The 17,013-nt window shown below is 65.0% G+C and carries 13 protein-coding genes; 11 read left to right on the top strand and 2 right to left on the bottom strand.

Going from position 1 to position 17,013, the window contains the following annotated elements; genetic code table 11:
- Nucleotides 1-269 precede the first annotated feature (269 nt).
- Nucleotides 270-1,901, top strand: a complete 1,632-nt coding sequence (locus A9971_RS12215; protein WP_183000656.1) for a BBE domain-containing protein — start codon at nt 270-272, stop codon at nt 1,899-1,901.
- A 383-nt stretch (nt 1,902-2,284) separates the two neighbouring features.
- Here A9971_RS12215 and A9971_RS12210 read toward each other — a convergent pair whose 3' ends face one another.
- Nucleotides 2,285-3,868 (bottom strand): amidohydrolase, encoded by a 1,584-nt coding sequence (locus tag A9971_RS12210; protein WP_183000655.1) that lies wholly within the window; start codon nt 3,866-3,868, stop codon nt 2,285-2,287.
- Between the two features lie 283 nt (nt 3,869-4,151).
- Here A9971_RS12210 and A9971_RS12205 point away from each other — a divergent pair, with 283 nt between their 5' ends.
- From A9971_RS12205 to A9971_RS12165, 9 genes are all read left to right on the top strand, one after another.
- Nucleotides 4,152-5,069 (top strand): LysR substrate-binding domain-containing protein, encoded by a 918-nt coding sequence (locus A9971_RS12205; RefSeq protein WP_011058712.1) that lies wholly within the window; start codon nt 4,152-4,154, stop codon nt 5,067-5,069.
- Nucleotides 5,070-5,218: 149 nt separating this feature from the next.
- Nucleotides 5,219-6,310 (top strand): ABC transporter ATP-binding protein, encoded by a 1,092-nt coding sequence (locus tag A9971_RS12200; RefSeq protein WP_183000654.1) that lies wholly within the window; start codon nt 5,219-5,221, stop codon nt 6,308-6,310.
- Nucleotides 6,311-6,395: 85 nt separating this feature from the next.
- Nucleotides 6,396-7,508: an ABC transporter substrate-binding protein gene (locus A9971_RS12195; RefSeq protein ID WP_183000653.1), complete on the top strand. Its 1,113-nt coding sequence runs from the start codon at nt 6,396-6,398 to the stop codon at nt 7,506-7,508.
- 10 nt (nt 7,509-7,518) lie between these two features.
- The gene (locus tag A9971_RS12190) at nt 7,519-8,355 is read left to right on the top strand and encodes an ABC transporter permease (protein WP_015633808.1); all 837 of its coding nucleotides are present in this window, start codon (nt 7,519-7,521) and stop codon (nt 8,353-8,355) included.
- Between the two features lie 7 nt (nt 8,356-8,362).
- Nucleotides 8,363-9,178 carry an ABC transporter permease gene (locus A9971_RS12185; protein WP_019093897.1) on the top strand — a complete coding sequence of 272 codons (816 nt, stop codon included), beginning with the start codon at nt 8,363-8,365 and terminating at the stop codon, nt 9,176-9,178.
- A gap of 405 nt (nt 9,179-9,583) precedes the next feature.
- A complete protein-coding gene (locus A9971_RS12180; RefSeq protein ID WP_019093898.1) occupies nt 9,584-10,060 on the top strand; it encodes a formate dehydrogenase subunit gamma in 477 nt (158 codons plus the stop codon).
- Entirely contained in the window at nt 10,060-11,619 is a 1,560-nt protein-coding gene (locus tag A9971_RS12175) for an NADH-quinone oxidoreductase subunit NuoF (RefSeq protein ID WP_183000652.1), read from the top strand. Before A9971_RS12180 ends, A9971_RS12175 begins: the two co-directional genes overlap by 1 nt.
- A complete protein-coding gene (gene fdhF, locus A9971_RS12170) occupies nt 11,616-14,513 on the top strand; it encodes a formate dehydrogenase subunit alpha (RefSeq protein ID WP_093407183.1) in 2,898 nt (965 codons plus the stop codon). The genes A9971_RS12175 and fdhF overlap by 4 nt, the downstream gene beginning before the upstream one ends.
- Nucleotides 14,510-14,731 (top strand): formate dehydrogenase subunit delta, encoded by a 222-nt coding sequence (locus A9971_RS12165; RefSeq protein ID WP_011058705.1) that lies wholly within the window; start codon nt 14,510-14,512, stop codon nt 14,729-14,731. Before fdhF ends, A9971_RS12165 begins: the two co-directional genes overlap by 4 nt.
- A gap of 53 nt (nt 14,732-14,784) precedes the next feature.
- Here A9971_RS12165 and A9971_RS12160 read toward each other — a convergent pair whose 3' ends face one another.
- Entirely contained in the window at nt 14,785-15,429 is a 645-nt protein-coding gene (locus A9971_RS12160) for a hypothetical protein (protein ID WP_011058704.1), read from the bottom strand.
- Nucleotides 15,430-15,627: 198 nt separating this feature from the next.
- Between A9971_RS12160 and A9971_RS12155 the strand changes: the two genes are divergently transcribed.
- Nucleotides 15,628-17,013: a sodium:solute symporter gene (locus A9971_RS12155; RefSeq protein WP_053148563.1), complete on the top strand. Its 1,386-nt coding sequence runs from the start codon at nt 15,628-15,630 to the stop codon at nt 17,011-17,013.

Below are 17,013 nucleotides of genomic sequence, written 5' to 3'. Positions count from 1 at the left end.
AAGCTGTTTATGCATAACCACTGCGGCCAGTGACCTCACTAACGGACGTCGGACACCCCATGGGTAACCCACAACCCATTGAAAGTCGCCGATCAAGCCGGGGGATTCCCCTCAACTTCACGAAAGAAAAAAACCAAGCTCATTACGCCTACTAGTCTCTAAGGCGAGCTGGACACCAGCAGCACTCAAGCCACAGCTCTGGCGCAACTAAAGCGGTCATTTTTCGACAGGAAGTCGCCAAGTCCCAACACACATACAGGGAGTTACTCATGAACGTCATAGACCCTCAGTCACACACCTACGAAACCCTGCAAAAGGGGTTCAACTTGCGCTGGCCGCCCAGTATCGAACAGGGCGCAAAGCGGATTTATGTGTGTACGACACCCGATGAAGTTCTGGCCGCAGCCAATACGGCACTGCGTGACGGCTATCGCATCACGGTGCGCAGTGGCGGCCACTGCTACGAGGGTTTTGTTTCCAACAAGTTAAGCGGCGAGACAGAAAGCCTGGCAATTATCGACATCGGTGAAATGAAAGGCCTGAAGTACGAAGAGAGCCAATCCATCACATCTCCCTGGGACAGCCAGAACAAGAAGTATCGATTCATGGCATTAACCGGCAATCAGAACTGGGACGGTTACCTGTCGCTGTACAAGCAGGCCGGGCGCACCATTCCTGGTGGCTCATGCTATTCGGTCGGTTTGGGCGGGCACATCAGCGGCGGCGGTTACGGTTTGTTATCGCGCCTTCAGGGCTTGACCGTGGACTGGGTAACCGGCGTCGACATTCTTGTGCCTGTGGAAAACTCGCGGCAACTTAAGTTCCGGCATGTTCGCGCAGACAGTCCATCGAACGAAGACAAGGCATTGTTTACCGCCTGTTGCGGGGCCGGCGGTGGCAACTTCGGCATCATCATCGGCTACTACTTCGACCAACTGCCCCAAGCCCCGCAACAAGCCTACTGGATTCCCCTGGCCTACCCGTGGAAAGAGCTGATTCCCAACTTCTCGAACTTCCTGCGGGCCTATTGGCAATGGTTCTCGGATAACGACGCCGCCGCGACCAGCCCAGTGGAAGGGGTTGGCAATGGTGGATTGTTCACCCTGCTGAAACTGAACCATGTGGATACCTCCGACCATGTGGTGCTGGCGATCCAATACACCGGTCCCAATGGCCTGGTCGGCGGCGCAAACGATGTACCGCTCAACGACTTCATCAGCAAGATGAATGCCGCGGCGGGCATCACGCCGACTCTCCATGACGGTTTCATCGCACCCAACATTGCACCGCTCAGGCACCCGCTTGCCGGCAGGAAGTTCAAAGGGGCGGTGGCTGAACACACGGCGATGGATTGGCTGTACGTCACTCAAATGATCAACGGCTCGGGCAACAATCAGCGGGGCAAATACAAGTCTGACTATCAGGTCGAACAGTTCTCCGAGCAGGCCTGCAACGCGTTGCTGACGCACTTGACCGAAGCCACGCCAGACAAACGCTTCAGCCAGTCGCTGGTACAGATCGACTCCTACGGCGGGGCGATCAATAAAAAGGGCATGGGAACAACTGCCGTCCCTCAAAGAAGCTCACTGCTTAAAGCCCAATACCAGACGTACTGGACCAACGCTGCCGATGACGCGGTGCAACTAGCCTGGATTCGCAACATCTTCAATGCCGTACACGGCGGCAAGCCGAAAAGACCCGCCTACGATGGCTGCTACATCAACTACCCCGATGTCGATATGAAGTACACCGCTACAGGCGCTGTAGACCCCGACTGGTTGAACTTGTACTACGGCTGGAACACACCACTCATCAACATACTTTCCAACCTGAAGGCCTCAATTGACCCCAACAACCTGTTCCGTCATGAAATGTCGATCCCGGCCACAAAGGCGGAATAGGTTCCGACCCGGGCACAGCACAACGGCATAACCACAGCGTGCTCGATTGAGCCTCCAGGCGTCCGTGCGCCATTGGCTCGATGAGCATGCTGTGCGCTTGTGCGACAGGCTGTCGCGACCTGTGGATAAGTCTGTTGATGGAATTCTGGCAAAGCCTTGGATTGCTTGGCTTTGGATGACCTTCACGGACTGGTCATTTTTTGTTCACAAAATAAAAGCCCGAAAAAACAGCCAGTTGCATAAAGATGAGAACGGCTCCACAAATTCGACAGTTCCCGGCCCTGGCAACCCATCCGTTGTGCATAAACACCTGAGCGAACAGGCATAACGCCATTCGCCCAGGTGCCATGGGACGATCTCAGGCAAGGGCCTGATAGCGGCGGCTACTCATCGGCCCGCGCCGGAATCCACCACTCTTCGCCTCGGGCCGTACTGATGTACTCCGGCCAACGGAAATCGTGGGGCACCTTGAAGTCCTCGGGCAGCAGTGGCGCCTGCCAGCGACTGCCGCCGATACCGCCACCGGTGCGCTCGACGAACTCGGCCTTGGCCGCGCTGAGCAACGCCTCGTCGGTCAGCAGGTCCACCAGGGTTGCGGCAATGGTCTTGGCGGCGACCTCGATCATCGGGTCGATGGTCTGGCGAATGCCCCCCAGGGCGTTGGACACCCAATCCGGATAGACCGTCCCCGGCGGCGCGCTGAGCATCGGTCGGGCCACCAGCAGGCGCACGGTGGGGCAGTGCCAGGTGTATTCCGGGTAGTCATCGGAGGTCAGGTAGTTCTGCCAGGCGGGCATTTGCAGGCGCATCTGGCGCTCGCATTCCTGGGGTTCGATCAAGGCTTCGGTGGCCGGCAGAAATGGCCGTTCCATGGCTTCGAGGCCAAGGTTGCGCTGGATTTCCCGAGCGATCTCCCGGGCTTCCTCGTCCCACTGTGGAGCACCCACCGCCGCCAGGTTGTCGTAGGTGGCCTGGGCCATGACGTGGTTGGGCAGGCCGCCCCGGGACTTGCACACCCAGGTCTTTTTCCAGCGGCAGCCAGTGGCCATGGCGGCCGCTGCGGCGTTGTTGTCCATGACCTGGGAGATGGTCTCGGCCTGCTCGATGGAATCGCAGCGCAGCAGGTACTGGATCTGCGACAGGTGCGGCGGCAGGTTGTCCGCGGTGGCCTGGCCGGCGGTGAGAATCGCCTCGTTGTAGCTCCACAGGCCGGTGAACGGCAGGGTCGAACGGCGCAGGCTTTCGTTCAGGGTGTAGAAATGTACCAGGGCGTCGTTGGCCCCCGGCGCCCGGGCCGCCAGATGGTTCTGCGGGATCGGGCTGTAGCGATCGGCGGCGATCCAGTTCTGCGGATCCTCGCAGGTGAAGCTGTAGATGTAGGCGTAGGCGATGCCGCAGTGGGTGTCCCAGGTGGTGGTGTTGTTCAGCGGCAACATGTAGGTGGGGTGGAAACTGATGGCGGCATCCAGGTCATCGTAGTAGCCCTTGGCGGCGTGGACCGGCTTGGAGGCGCGGAGCTTTTCCGCCGGCTCGCCAAAGAACCTGATGCTGCCCTGCAGGCCGAATTCCACCATGGTCGCCTTGGCCGCCAGGGCCCCGCCGAGGGCGCTGATGCCCAGGGCCGAGTGCGGGTCGGTGTGCCCCGGAGCGAAGCGCGACAGGCCATCGCGCGGCTGCTTGCGGGTAGTGGCCGCCTGGCAGTTGCCAGGCACCGCATCGTATTCGCCGTAGGTGGCCAGCAGCGGTCCCTGGCCCTGGGTGAAGGTGGCGCAGAAGGCCGTGGGCATGCCGCCGCTGGCGCGCTCGACGGTGAAGCCCTCGGCTTCCAGCAGTTGCACGTACCAGGCGCTGGACTTGTATTCACGAAAGGCCGGCTCGGCGTAATGCCAGATGATCTGGTGCCAGTCCGACAGTTGCTGGCGGTGGCGTTCAACCCAATCCATGGCGAATTCTTTGTAACGGGACATCCGCGGCACTCCTGGTTATCCAGGTTCCGGCCGGCCGGCGCCAGGGCGCCACAGCGCCCCCACTCGGCCTGCGGGACCTCTTGTTGTTATTAGGCTTGTCCGGTCGGCTAAAGGCCGGATCGAGGCTCAGTATTGGTGAAGCACCGATTACATCAATCGAATTTTTTAGGCGGCAATGTCAAAGTAAATTGACCAGTTTGCCGAGAGGGCGGCCCATACTGCGCCGCACTATGTGCGGAATACGAACGCCGTCGAACACAGGTTCCCTTGACCCGGAGGTTGTATGCGCTACCCCTCGATCACCGCCCTGCGCGCCCTCGACGCGGTCGCCCGGCTGGGCAGCGTCACTGCTGCCGCCCAGCAACTGAGCCTGACCCGCAGCGCCATCAGCCACCAGATCATCAGCCTGGAACAGAGCCTGGGTTTTGCCCTCACCGAACGGGTTGGGCGCGGCATCGGCCTGACCTACCAGGGCCAGTGCTATGCCCGGGAGGTGCGGCGCATCCTGGCCGACATCCAGGACGCCGGGCGGCGTTTCGACGGCCTGTCGGTGTCCGGAAAACTGCGCATCAGCTGCAACCCGGGGTTCGCCAGTTTCTGGCTGTGCAATCACATCAACGGTTTCCTGCGCCAGTACCCCCAGGTGCAGTTGCAGGTGGTCAGCCCGCGCTCCCAGGACGACACCAGCGACGCCGAAGCCGACCTGTTCATCGCCTATGGCATCGGCGACTGGCCGGGGCTGCTGGTGGAGCAGATCGTTACCCTGCGCTTCTCGCCGGTGTGCAGCCCGCGCCTGATCAACGCCATCGGCGGCCTGAAGACCCCACTGGACCTCAAGGACTTCCCGCTGATCCACATGAGCGACACCAGCGACTGGCGGGTCTGGCTGGCAGCGGCGGGCGCCAGCCAGGTCAACGCCGACAGCGGCATCACCTTCTCTGATGCGCACTGTGCCCAGTCGGCCTGCATCGCCGCCCAGGGCGTGGCGATTGGCGACAACCTGCTCAGTGGCGACGCCCTGGCCCGGGGCCTGCTGGTGCGCCCGTTCGACATCAGCATCAGCGCCTTGCGCGGCTACTTCCTGGTGATCGACCCGGCCAAGGCCGAGCGCTCGGTGGTCCAGGCCTTCAGCGCATGGTTGAAGAACCAGTTGCAGACCAGCGCCCAGCACATCTCGGACGCCCCCTCCGGCGAACCCTGAGGCGCTCGCGACTGGGAAATTTCACTCACCAATGAGACAAAAATTATTCCATTGATGTGGCGTTGCTTTTCACAATAATGAGCCGACCGCCTGCTGTTCCGACAATAAAAATTCCATAGCGCAGGCCGGCTTTGCGGGAGATCTCCGTAGTGTCCAGCAGTCCCTCGACTCAACTCAGCGCCCAAGGAATCAGCCAGTTCTACGGCAACTTCACTGCCCTGGACGGCATCGACCTCGACGTTCGCCAAGGCGAATTCCTCACCCTGCTCGGCCCCTCGGGCTCAGGCAAGACCACCCTGTTGATGATCCTCGCGGGCTTCCTCACCCCCAGCGCCGGCAAGCTGCTGGAGCGCGGTGTGGACATCAGCCGGCGGCCGGCGGAAAAACGCAACTACGGCATGGTGTTCCAGGGCTACGCGCTGTTTCCCCACATGAGCGTGGCCGACAACGTCGCCTACCCGTTGCGCATCCGAGGCGTGAAAGCCGAGGAGCGCCAGCGCCGGGTCAAGCACATCCTCGAAGTGGTGGGCCTGGGCGCCCACCTGAACAAGAAGCCGTCCGAACTTTCCGGTGGCCAGCAACAGCGCGTCGCCATCGCCCGGGCCCTGGTGTTCGAGCCGGACATGCTGCTGCTGGACGAGCCGCTCTCGGCCCTGGACAAGAACCTGCGCGAGCAACTGCAGACCGAGCTGCAACGCATTCATCGCCAGGTCGGCACCAGCTTCGTCTTCGTCACCCATGACCAGGGTGAAGCCCTGGCGCTGTCGACCCGCATCGCCATCTTCAACCAGGGGCGGCTGGCACAGATCGACACCCCGGAAACCATCTACGACCGCCCGCGCAACCGCTTCGTCGCCGAGTTCCTGGGCAAGATGAACCTGTTCCCGCTGCAAGGCATTTCCCGCAACGGCAGCCAGGCCAGCGGACGCTTTGGCGACAGCCCGTTGCAGGCCACCACAAACGGGGAAATCAGCAACCAGCCGCAGTTGCTGGCGGTACGCCCGGAACACATGACCCTGCACACCGAGCGCCCGCAAGCCGGCGAACACAATGTGCTGCCCGCCTGCCTCGGCGAGCGGGTGTACCAGGGCTCCAGCACCCACCTGGCGCTGAACATCAGCCCGGAACTGGCACCGGTAAACCTCTCGGTGCCCGGCGATCACCCCGGCGCCCGATTGCCCAGCGGCACCCCGGTGTGGCTGAGCTGGCCGGTACGCCACAGCTTCCTGCTGGAAGCCTGAGCCGGCCGCTCCCCCATCGCGCACAGCTCTCCCATAACAATAATCGGCCGGCGCGCCCTGCACCGGCCTCGCGAGGACTTGCCCCATGAGCCAGCACCATCAACGCGACTGCATTGAAATCCTCATCGAAAAAGCCCGCGGCGGGCAGGTCAGCCGCCGCACCTTCCTCCAGGCCATGGGCCTGCTGGCGGCGGTGCCCCTGGCATTGCGCAGCGGTATCAGCTGGGCCGCCGACAAGCCCCTGGTGGTGGTCAACTGGGGCGGCGACGCACTCAATGCCTTTCGCAGCGCCTGGACCGACAGCTTCACCAAGAGCACCGGCATCCCGGTGCGCATCGACGGCGCCGGCCCCACCGAAGGGGCCATCCGTTCGCAGCTGGCCAGCGGCCGGCCGAGCTGGGACGTGGTCGACGTGGACAGCTACAGCGCCATGACCCTGGGCCGCGACAAGGTCCTGCAACCCCTGGACTACAGCGTGGTGCAGCGGGACCTGGTGGCGCCGTCGCTGTCCCACGAGCACGGCATCGCCGGCTACCTGTTCAGCTACGTGATCGCCTGGGACAGCCAGAAGTTCGGCGACAACGGCCCCAAGGACTGGGCGGACTTCTGGAACGTGGAGAAATTCCCCGGCAAGCGCACCCTCTACAAGTGGATGAACGGCATGCTCGAAGCCGCGCTGCTGGCCGATGGCGTGGCCGCCGAGCAGTTGTACCCGCTGGACGTGCCCCGGGCCTTGTGCAAGATCGATGAGCTCAAGCCCCATGTCCTGTCGTTCTGGGGCTCGGGTGCGGAAAGCCAGCAGTTGATGATCGAAGGCGAAGCCTCCATGGGCGCCATCTGGCACACCCGCGCCACCCTGCTCCACGAAGACAGCGGCGGCCGCATCAAGTGGGGCTTCGACCATGCCTTCCTCAACGCCAGCAGCTGGGGCGTGCTCAAGGACAACCCCGCGGGCACCGCACCGGCCATGCAGTTCATCCAGCACGCCTTGCAGCCGGCCGGGCAACTGAAGCTGTTCGAGGCCCTGGGCAACGGCCCGTCCAACGCCGCCACCCAGCAATTGATGAGCGCCGAACAGCGGGAGATCAACTGCGCCTCCGAAGCCAACATGAAGAAGCAGATCTTCCTCGACACCCAGTGGTACGCCGACCACTACTCCAGCACCCTGGAGCAGTACCTGACCCACCTGTCCAAATGAGCCGCCGACCATGAGTGCAACCCGAACCGCACGCCTGGAACGCAGCCTGCTGCTGTTCCCGCTGCCGCTGCTGCTGGTGGTGTTCTATCTGTTGCCGTTCTTCGGCGTGGTGAGCTGGAGCTTCACCCTGCCGGAGACAGGCTTCGGGCAGTACCAGCGCATCGCAACCGACCCGGCGATCCACGACATGCTCCTGCGCACCCTGCGCCTGTGCCTGATCGTGAGCCTCTTGGCCCTGGTGATCGGCTACCTGCTGGCCTACTGCTGGGTGTTCAGCCCGCCGTTCTGGCAGCGCATGGTGGAGATCTGCGTGTTCATCCCGTTCTGGATCTCGGTGCTGGTGCGGGCCTTCGGCTGGCTGATCGCCCTGCGCAGCAACGGCGTGGTCAACGACAGCCTGCTGTCCCTGGGCTGGATCGATCACCCCTTGCAACTGACCCGCAACGAACTGGGGGTGGTGATCGGTATGCTGCACTTCATGATCCCCTATGCCCTGTTCCCGCTGCTGTCGAGCATGCGCCAGCTGGATCAACGGGTGCTGCTGGCCTCACGCGGCCTGGGGGCCGGCGCCCTGCGCACCTTCTGGCAGGTGCTGCTGCCGCAGACCCTGCCGGGGCTGCTGGGGGCCTTCATCATGGTCTTCGTGTTCTGCCTGGGCTTCTTCATCACCCCGGTGCTGCTGGGCGGCGGGCAGACGGTGATGATTGCCGAATACGTGTTCCTGCAGATGTTCCAGACCAGCAACTGGGGCCTGGGCGCGGCCCTGAGCCTGGTGCTGCTGACCCTGGTCAGCGCGCTGATCTGGCTGCTGATGCGCATCACCCGTGTCAATCGACTGGTGGGTTGAGGTCACTATGAATACACATCGCACTGCCCTGAGTACCCGGCTGATCGCCGTGGTCGCCATGGCCTTCATGCTGTTCCCGCTGCTGACGGTGATCCCGGTTTCCTTCACCGCCAAACGCTACCTGTCGATGCCCGACGGCCACTGGTCGCTGCGCCACTACGAGGCGCTGCTGAGCAACCCCGACTGGCTGTCGAGCATCGGCCAGAGCCTGGCCATCGCCAGCGCCACCAGCCTGATCGCCACCCTGCTGGCGGTGAGTTTCAGCCTCGGCATCTGGTACCTGCGTTCGCGCCTGGCAACCCTGCTGATCGGCCTGGTGCTGCTGCCCATGGCCATTCCGCCGGTGATCTCGGCGCTGGTGCTGTACTTCATGGAAACCAACCTCGGGCGCATCGCCCCGGGCTGGGGCTACGACACCCTGCCCGGGGTGGTGATCGCCCATGTGGTGATGGTGGTGCCCTACGGCGTGGTGACCATGCTGGTGGCGCTGAGCCAGGTGGACCGGCGCATCGAACTGGCCTCGCGCAACCTGGGGGCGAGCCTGATGCAGACCACCTTCCTGGTGATGTTGCCGAACCTCAAACTGGGGATCTTCTCCACCGCGCTGCTGAGCTTTGCCCTGTCCTGGGAGGAAGTGGCGGTGACCCTGTTCATCACCAGTGTCGACGTCAACACCCTGCCGCGGCGGATCTGGAGCGGCCTGCGCGATAACGTCGACCCCAGCGTGGCGGCGATCTCGGTGCTGCTGATCGGCCTGACCCTGCTGGTACTCATGGGCCGCCTGGCCTTGCAGTACGCCGCCCAGCGCCGCGCCCGCTCCTAGCGCCCTGTGGCGAGGGAGCTTGCTCCCTCGCCACGGGGCCCACCCTACTCCCTGGCTATTCGCTTCCGAGCTGACCGAAGTCATCCCTCACTCCCCGCGTTTTATCCGATAGTGCCCCACTCGCCCACCCGGTTGCCCAGGCTCTTCTAGACTCAATGGGTGGTCGTAGATGGAACCGAACAAGTCGCTTTCGTGCAGATGAACCAGAAGCAGCGTGTCAAGCTGCCCTTTATGCCCTGAACAGGTGCGGCAACGACCGCGCCGGGTACAACAAGATGCCCATTCAGGGTGCATGGCCAACGGCCTGAAACGCCGCGCTACCGTGACGCGGCAACCAGCGCCGCAGCCGACACTTTCGGACAGCCGACAACCACCAGGTGTGTCCGTGACCGTGAGGAATGCTGTATGCCTGATGAAACACTGCACCTGCCTCTGATCCACCGCCTGCTGGAGCGCCACAAAGACTCCCCGGGCGCGCTGCTGCCGATCCTCCACCAGATCCAGGAAGAGCTCGGCTACATCCCCGATCCCGCCATCCCGGAAATAGCCCACAGCCTCAACCTGAGCCAGGCCGAAGTTCGCGGGGTAATCAGCTTCTACCATGACTTTCGTACCTCGCCGCCGGCGCGGCATATCCTGCGCCTGTGCCGCGCCGAATCCTGCCAGAGCCGCGGCGCCGAGCAACTGGCGGCGCAACTGCGCGAGCGCCTGCAACTGGACGACCACGGCAGCAGCGCCGACGGCAACATCAGCCTGCGGCCGGTATATTGCCTGGGGGCCTGCGCCTGCTCGCCAGCCCTGGAGCTGGATGGCCAGCTGCATGCACGCCTGAGCGCAGAGCGCCTGGACGCGCTGCTCGACAGCTGCCGGGAGGACGCGTGATGCCCAGCCTCTACCTGCCCTGTGATTCCCTGGCCCGCGCCGTGGGCGCCGATGAAGTGGCCAAGGCCATCGCCACCCAGGCCGAACAGCGCCAGCTGCCGCTGCAACTGCAACGCACCAGCTCCCGTGGCCTGTACTGGCTGGAGCCGCTGCTGGAAGTCGACACCCCGGACGGGCGCCTGGGCTTCGGCCCGGTGGGCGCCGCCGACGTACCGGCGCTGCTGGACGTCCTGCAAGGCGATGCCGCCAGCCATCCCCTGGCCCTGGGCCGGGTCGAAGACCTGCCCTACCTGAAGAACCAGCAACGCCTGCTGTTCGCCCGCGCCGGCATTACCCGGCCGCTGTCCCTGGCCGATTACCGGGCCCACGGCGGCTTCGAGGGCCTGACCCGCTCCATCGCCCTGGGCGGCGAGCAGACCGTGGCCGCGGTGCTCGACTCCGGCCTGCGTGGCCGCGGCGGCGCGGCCTTCCCCGCCGGGATCAAATGGCGCACCGTGCGCGACACGCCGCCGCAGCAGAAGTACGTGGTGTGCAACGCCGACGAAGGCGACTCCGGCACCTTCGCCGACCGCATGCTGATGGAGGGCGACCCGTTCCTGCTGATCGAAGGCATGGCCATTGCCGGCCTCGCGGTCGGTGCCAGCTACGGCTACATCTATGTGCGCTCGGAATACCCCCAGGCCGTGGCGACCCTGCGCGAGGCCCTGGACATCGCCCGGGATGCCGGTTACCTCGGGGCCAACGCCGGCGGCAGTGGCCAGGCCTTCGACCTGGAAGTGCGGGTCGGTGCCGGGGCCTATATCTGCGGCGAGGAGACCGCCCTGCTGGATTCCCTGGAAGGCAAGCGCGGCATCGTTCGCGCCAAGCCGCCGATCCCGGCGCTGCAAGGCCTGTTCGGCCAGCCAACCCTGGTGCACAACGTGCTGACCCTGGCCTCGGTGCCGCTGATCCTGGCCAAGGGCGCGCCGTTCTATCGTGACTACGGCATGGGCCGGTCCCTGGGCACCATGCCCTTCCAACTGGCGGGCAACGTGCGCCACGGCGGTCTGGTGGAGCGGGCCTTCGGCCTGACCCTGCGCGAGCTGGTGGAAGGCTATGGCGGCGGCACGGCCAGCGGCCGGCCACTGAAGGCGGCGCAAGTGGGGGGCCCCCTGGGCGCCTGGGTACCGCCTTCGCAGTTCGATACGCCGCTGGATTACGAAGCCTTCGCCGCCATGGGCGCGATGCTCGGCCACGGTGGCGTAGTGGTGGCCGACGACAGCCTGGACCTGGCCCGCATGGCGCGCTTCGCCCTGCAGTTCTGCGCCGAGGAATCCTGCGGCAAATGCACCCCGTGCCGCATCGGCTCGACCCGCGGCATGGAGGTCATCGATCGCCTGCTGGCCGCCCCCGATCAAGGCCGCCGCGATGAGCAGGCGCTGATCCTCAAGGACCTGTGCGACACCCTGCAATACGGCTCGCTGTGCGCCCTGGGCGGGATGACCTCCTACCCGGTGGCCAGCGCCCTGAAGCACTTCCCCGCCGACTTCGGTCTGGCGCCCTCGGAGGCCGAACAATGATCACTCTTTTCGACCCAGCCACAGATATCGATCTCAATGCCGTGGACTTCGGCACCCCGGCCCGCGACAGCCAGGTGCAGGTCAGCCTGAACATCGACGGGCGCAGCATCAGCGTGCCCCAGGGCACCTCGGTGATGCGCGCCGCGGCCCTGATGGGCACCACCATTCCCAAACTCTGCGCCACCGACAGCCTGGAAGCCTTCGGCTCGTGCCGCATGTGCCTGGTGGAGATCGACGGCATGCGCGGCTACCCGGCCTCCTGCACCACCCCGGTCAGCGAAGGCATGGTGGTGCATACGCAAACGCCGAAACTGGCGACCCTGCGCCGCAACGTGATGGAGCTGTACATCTCCGACCACCCGCTGGATTGCCTGACCTGCTCGGCCAACGGCAACTGCGAACTGCAGACCGTGGCCGGCCAGGTGGGCCTGCGGGAAGTGCGCTACGGCTATGACGGCGCCAACCACCTGCAGGATCAGAAAGACACCTCCAACCCCTACTTCGACTACGACCCGAGCAAGTGCATCGTCTGCAACCGCTGCGTGCGCGCCTGCGAGGAAACCCAGGGCACCTTCGCCCTGACCATCAGCGGCCGCGGCTTCGAATCCCGGGTTGCGGCGGCCGGTGGCGACAACTTCCTGGACTCCGAATGCGTGTCCTGCGGCGCCTGCGTGCAGGCCTGCCCCACCGCCACCCTGATGGAAAAGAGCGTGGTGCAGATGGGCCAGCCGGAGCGGGCGGTGATCACCACCTGCGCCTACTGCGGGGTGGGTTGCTCGTTCCGCGCCGAGATGAAGGGCGACCAGCTGGTGCGCATGGTTCCGGACAAGAACGGCCAGGCCAACCACGGCCACTCCTGCGTCAAGGGCCGCTTCGCCTGGGGCTACGCCACCCACCCGGACCGCATCACCAAGCCGATGATCCGCAAGCACATCAGCGACCCTTGGCAGGAAGTCAGCTGGGACGAAGCAGTGACCTACGCCGCCAGCGAACTGCGGCGCATCCAGTTCAAATATGGCCGCGATTCCATCGGCGGCATCACCTCCAGCCGCTGCACCAACGAGGAAACCTACCTGGTGCAGAAGCTGGTGCGGGCGGCCTTCGGCAACAACAACGTCGATACCTGCGCCCGGGTCTGCCACTCGCCTACCGGCTACGGCCTCAAGCAGACCCTGGGGGAATCCGCCGGGACCCAGAGCTTCGACTCGGTGATGCAGGCCGACGTGATCCTGGTGATGGGCGCCAACCCCAGCGACGCGCACCCGGTGTTCGGTTCCCAGCTCAAACGGCGCCTGCGTGAAGGGGCCAAGCTGATCGTCATCGACCCGCGGCGCATCGACCTGGTGGACTCGGTGCACGCCCGCGCCGAGCTGCACCTGGCCCTGCGCCCCGGCACCAACGTGGCCATGCTCAATGCCCTGGCTCATGTGATCGTCACTGAAGGGCTGGTCGACCAGGAGTTCGTCAGCGCCCGCTGCGAGCCCGAGGCCTTCGCCCTGTGGAGCGCTTTCGTCAGCCGCGCGGACAACTCGCCGGAAGTGCTCGGCGCCATCTGCGGCGTGCCCGCCGCCGACATCCGTGCCGCTGCCCGCCTCTACGCCACCGGCGGCAACGCGGCGATCTACTACGGCCTGGGGGTCACTGAGCACAGCCAGGGCAGCACCTCGGTCATGGGCATCGCCAACCTGGCCATGGCCACCGGCAACATCGGCCGCGAAGGGGTGGGCGTGAACCCGCTGCGAGGGCAGAACAACGTCCAGGGTTCCTGCGACATGGGCTCCTTCCCCCACGAGCTGCCGGGCTATCGGCACATCTCCAACCAGGCGGTGCGCCAGCAGTTCGAGCAGGCCTGGAACGTCACCCTGCAGGCCGATCCCGGGCTGCGCATTCCAAACATGTTCGAAGCAGCCCTGGGCGGCAGCTTCAAGGGCCTGTACTGCCAGGGCGAGGACATCGCCCAGAGCGACCCCAACACCCAGCACGTGACCGCGGCCCTGTCGGCCATGGAATGCGTGGTGGTGCAGGACATCTTCCTCAACGAAACCGCCAAGTTCGCCCACGTGTTCCTGCCGGGCAGCTCGTTCCTGGAAAAGGACGGCACTTTCACCAACGCCGAACGGCGCATCTCCCGGGTGCGCAAGGTCATGGAACCGCTGGGCGGCAAGGCCGACTGGGAAGGCACCCTGGCCCTGGCCGCGGCGCTGGGCTACCCGATGCACTACAGCCATCCCTCGGAAATCATGGATGAGATCGCCCGCCTGACCCCGACCTTCACCGGCGTCAGCTACGCCAGCCTGGACCGTCACGGCAGCCTGCAATGGCCGTGCAACGACGCCGCGCCGGACGGCACACCGACCATGCACATCGACGAGTTCGTGCGCGGCAAGGGGCGCTTCATGCTCACCGGCTACGTGCCCACCGACGAGAAGGTCAATGGCCGCTACCCGCTGCTGCTGACCACCGGGCGCATCCTCAGCCAGTACAACGTCGGCGCCCAGACCCGGCGTACCGACAACGTCGCCTGGCACGCCGAGGACCGTCTGGAAATCCACCCCACCGACGCCGAGAGCCGGGGCATCAACGAAGGCGATTGGGTGGGTATCGGCAGCCGCGCCGGGCAGACCGTGCTGCGCGCCCGGGTTACCGAGCGGGTGGCGCCGGGGGTGGTCTACACCACCTTCCACTTCCCCGAATCGGGGGCCAACGTGATCACCACCGACAACTCCGACTGGGCCACCAACTGTCCGGAATACAAGGTCACCGCGGTGGAAGTCAGCCGCGTCTACCACCCTTCCGAATGGCAGAAGCGCTACCAGGCATTCAGCGAAGAGCAGCATCGCCTGCTGGACAAGCGTGGCCGCTCCCGGGGCGGCAAGGCGGAGGTGCGTCGATGAGCACCGCCAACCTGATCAAGATGGCCAACCAGATCGCCTCGTACTTCGCCAATGAGCCGGACCAGGTACAGGCCGTGCTCAGCGTGCGCAACCACATGCAGATGTTCTGGACCCCAGGCATGCGCAAGGAACTGCTGGCCTGGCAGACCGAGCAGCAAGGGGCCGAACTGCATCCACTCGTGCAGCAGGCGGTGCGCGACGCGGGCTGGGAGGCCTAGACCAGCCCTCACCCCCGGCCTGCTACCCCAGGCCGGGGCTACCCTCCAGCGGCTCAGCTACCCGGGCACTTGCTGTCCACCGGCGGCTTGGCCTGGACCGCCATCGGCATGACCGCTCCCGGCTTGCCCAGGGGCAACAACTGGTACACCGCAAAGGCACACATGGCTGCGGTTTCGCCGTTCGCCTGGGGGATGTAGTTCAGGCCGACATAGGCCTCGTAACTCTTGCCCGGCTCGAACAGCACCACCTTCCTCACCTCGGGGCAGGTGCTGTAGGTGCTGCCATAGCCACCCGCCGCCACGCCCCCGCCTTCCAGCAGGAAAGGCCGGCCCGCCGGTACCCGGTACTCGGTGGCGATCTCGTTGTAGGCGCCCTCGCCCCTGCGGATCGCCCCTGCGTAGGCCGGCAGTTTCGGCGCGAACCTGGGCAGCATGTCGATCTGCCGGGGCTGCACCGGGAACTGCGGGTAGTTGATGTTGGCCTGTTGATCGCTGCCGAAACGCCCGGCCTTGGCCAGGCGCTTGCTGTCCCCCAGGCACCCGGCATAGGCGTCCCCGCGCACCTCGCCGTTGGTGATCACCCGCAACTGCGCGGTCGGCACGCTCAGGGGCGGTTCCGAATAGGGCTGTACCGGTTTGACACTGCAAGCGCCGAGCAACGCCAACGCGGCCAGCAGGGTGGGAGTTGCGAGATTCATCACTGAAGTTTCCTTTGACTGAGGCGGCCACCGGGCCCGCACAGGCTATCGGCCGAGTGCCCGCAGCCTTCACTGCCACCCAGGCACTTTCCACAAAACACAAGCCAGCTTGTGCCCGCCGGGATGTACCCGGCAACCCCTGCCACCTACGCTGCGCCGACCTGCCTTCAACAACAAAAACAAAAGGAAGCGACGGTTATGGCACTCGATTATCTGGTAATGGCGATCTACGTCCTGCTGATGGCCGGCCTCGGCTGGTGGGGCATGCGCAAAGTGAAAAGCCAGGATGACTTTCTGGTGGCCGGGCGCCGCCTGGGCCCGGCCCTGTACCTGGGCACGCTGTCGGCGGTGATGCTCGGCGGCGCTTCCACCATAGGCTCGGTGCGCCTGGGCTACAGCTACGGCATTTCCGGGCTGTGGCTGGTGTTCATGCTGGGTCTGGGGATCATCGTGCTGAGCCTGGTGTTCTCCCGGCAGATCGCCCAGTTGCGGGTCTTTACCGTGACCCAGATCCTGGAGCAGCGCTATCAGGCGTCCTCGCGGCTGATCGGTGGCTGCGTGATGGTGGCCTACGACCTGATGGTGGCGGTGACCGCCACCATCGCCATCGGCTCGATCACCGAAGTGGTGTTCGAGATCCCGCGGATCACAGCGATCCTCTGCGGCGGCGGCCTGGTGATCTTCTACTCGGTGATCGGCGGCATGTGGTCGCTGACCCTCACCGACATCATCCAGTTCGTGATCATGACCCTGGGGATCTTCGGCGTCCTGCTGCCCATGAGCCTGGGCCAGGCCGGCGGCCTGGAAGCCTTGCAGGCCAACCTGCCGGCGGGCTTCTTCGAGCTGGGCAATATCGGCCTGGACACCATCCTCACCTACTTCCTGCTGTACTTCTTCGGCGCCCTGATCGGCCAGGACATCTGGCAGCGTCTGTTCACCGCCCGCAGTGAAAGCGTGGTGCGCTACGCCGGGCTCGGCGCCGGGATCTACTGCATGTTCTATGGCGCCGCCTGCGCCCTGGTGGGGGCCGCCGCCAAGCTGCTGTTGCCGGACCTGGCGGTGGCGGAAAACGCCTTCGCCGAAGTCACCCGCAGCGTGTTGCCCGCCGGCCTGCGCGGCTTGGTGGTGGCCGCTGCCCTGGCCGCCATCATGTCCACCGCCAGCGCCTGCCTGCTGGCTTCGGCCACGGTGCTCAAGGAAGACATCTACAGCCGCTTCCTTACCCGGGGCGGGGAAAACCACCTGGCCAGCAGCCGCTGGATCACCCTCGGGCTGGGGGCGGCGATGCTGTTGATGGCGTGCCTGGTGAACGACGTGATCGCCGGGCTGAGCATCGCCTACAACCTGCTGGTGGGCGGCCTGCTGGTGCCGATCATGGGCGCGCTGCTGTGGCGTCGCGCCTCGGCCAGGGGCGCCATCGCCTGCATGCTCACCGGCAGCCTGACGGTGATCGCATTCATGGTCCGCGACGGCATTCTCGCCAACACCCCGATCTACTACGGGCTCGGGGTCAGCCTGCTGACCTTTGTCGGCGTCAGCCTGACAAGCCGGGCGGCACCGGCACTGCGCAGCGCCACCGAATAA

The organism is Pseudomonas sp. UME65, from assembly GCF_014170225.1.
In the GTDB taxonomy this organism is placed as follows: Bacteria; Pseudomonadota; Gammaproteobacteria; order Pseudomonadales; family Pseudomonadaceae; genus Aquipseudomonas; species Aquipseudomonas protegens.
This window is presented reverse-complemented; position numbering and strand designations above follow the sequence as displayed.

What these genes read in the sequence shown, in the direction of transcription:
- A9971_RS12215 (WP_183000656.1), top strand. Translation starts at nt 270, where the DNA reads ATGAACGTCATAGACCCTCAGTCACACACCTACGAAACCCTGCAAAAG.
- A9971_RS12210 (WP_183000655.1), bottom strand. Translation starts at nt 3,868, where the DNA reads ATGTCCCGTTACAAAGAATTCGCCATGGATTGGGTTGAACGCCACCGC.
- A9971_RS12205 (WP_011058712.1), top strand. Translation starts at nt 4,152, where the DNA reads ATGCGCTACCCCTCGATCACCGCCCTGCGCGCCCTCGACGCGGTCGCC.
- A9971_RS12195 (WP_183000653.1), top strand. Translation starts at nt 6,396, where the DNA reads ATGAGCCAGCACCATCAACGCGACTGCATTGAAATCCTCATCGAAAAA.
- A9971_RS12190 (WP_015633808.1), top strand. Translation starts at nt 7,519, where the DNA reads ATGAGTGCAACCCGAACCGCACGCCTGGAACGCAGCCTGCTGCTGTTC.
- A9971_RS12185 (WP_019093897.1), top strand. Translation starts at nt 8,363, where the DNA reads ATGAATACACATCGCACTGCCCTGAGTACCCGGCTGATCGCCGTGGTC.
- A9971_RS12180 (WP_019093898.1), top strand. Translation starts at nt 9,584, where the DNA reads ATGCCTGATGAAACACTGCACCTGCCTCTGATCCACCGCCTGCTGGAG.
- A9971_RS12175 (WP_183000652.1), top strand. Translation starts at nt 10,060, where the DNA reads ATGCCCAGCCTCTACCTGCCCTGTGATTCCCTGGCCCGCGCCGTGGGC.
- fdhF (WP_093407183.1), top strand. Translation starts at nt 11,616, where the DNA reads ATGATCACTCTTTTCGACCCAGCCACAGATATCGATCTCAATGCCGTG.
- A9971_RS12165 (WP_011058705.1), top strand. Translation starts at nt 14,510, where the DNA reads ATGAGCACCGCCAACCTGATCAAGATGGCCAACCAGATCGCCTCGTAC.
- A9971_RS12160 (WP_011058704.1), bottom strand. Translation starts at nt 15,429, where the DNA reads ATGAATCTCGCAACTCCCACCCTGCTGGCCGCGTTGGCGTTGCTCGGC.
- A9971_RS12155 (WP_053148563.1), top strand. Translation starts at nt 15,628, where the DNA reads ATGGCACTCGATTATCTGGTAATGGCGATCTACGTCCTGCTGATGGCC.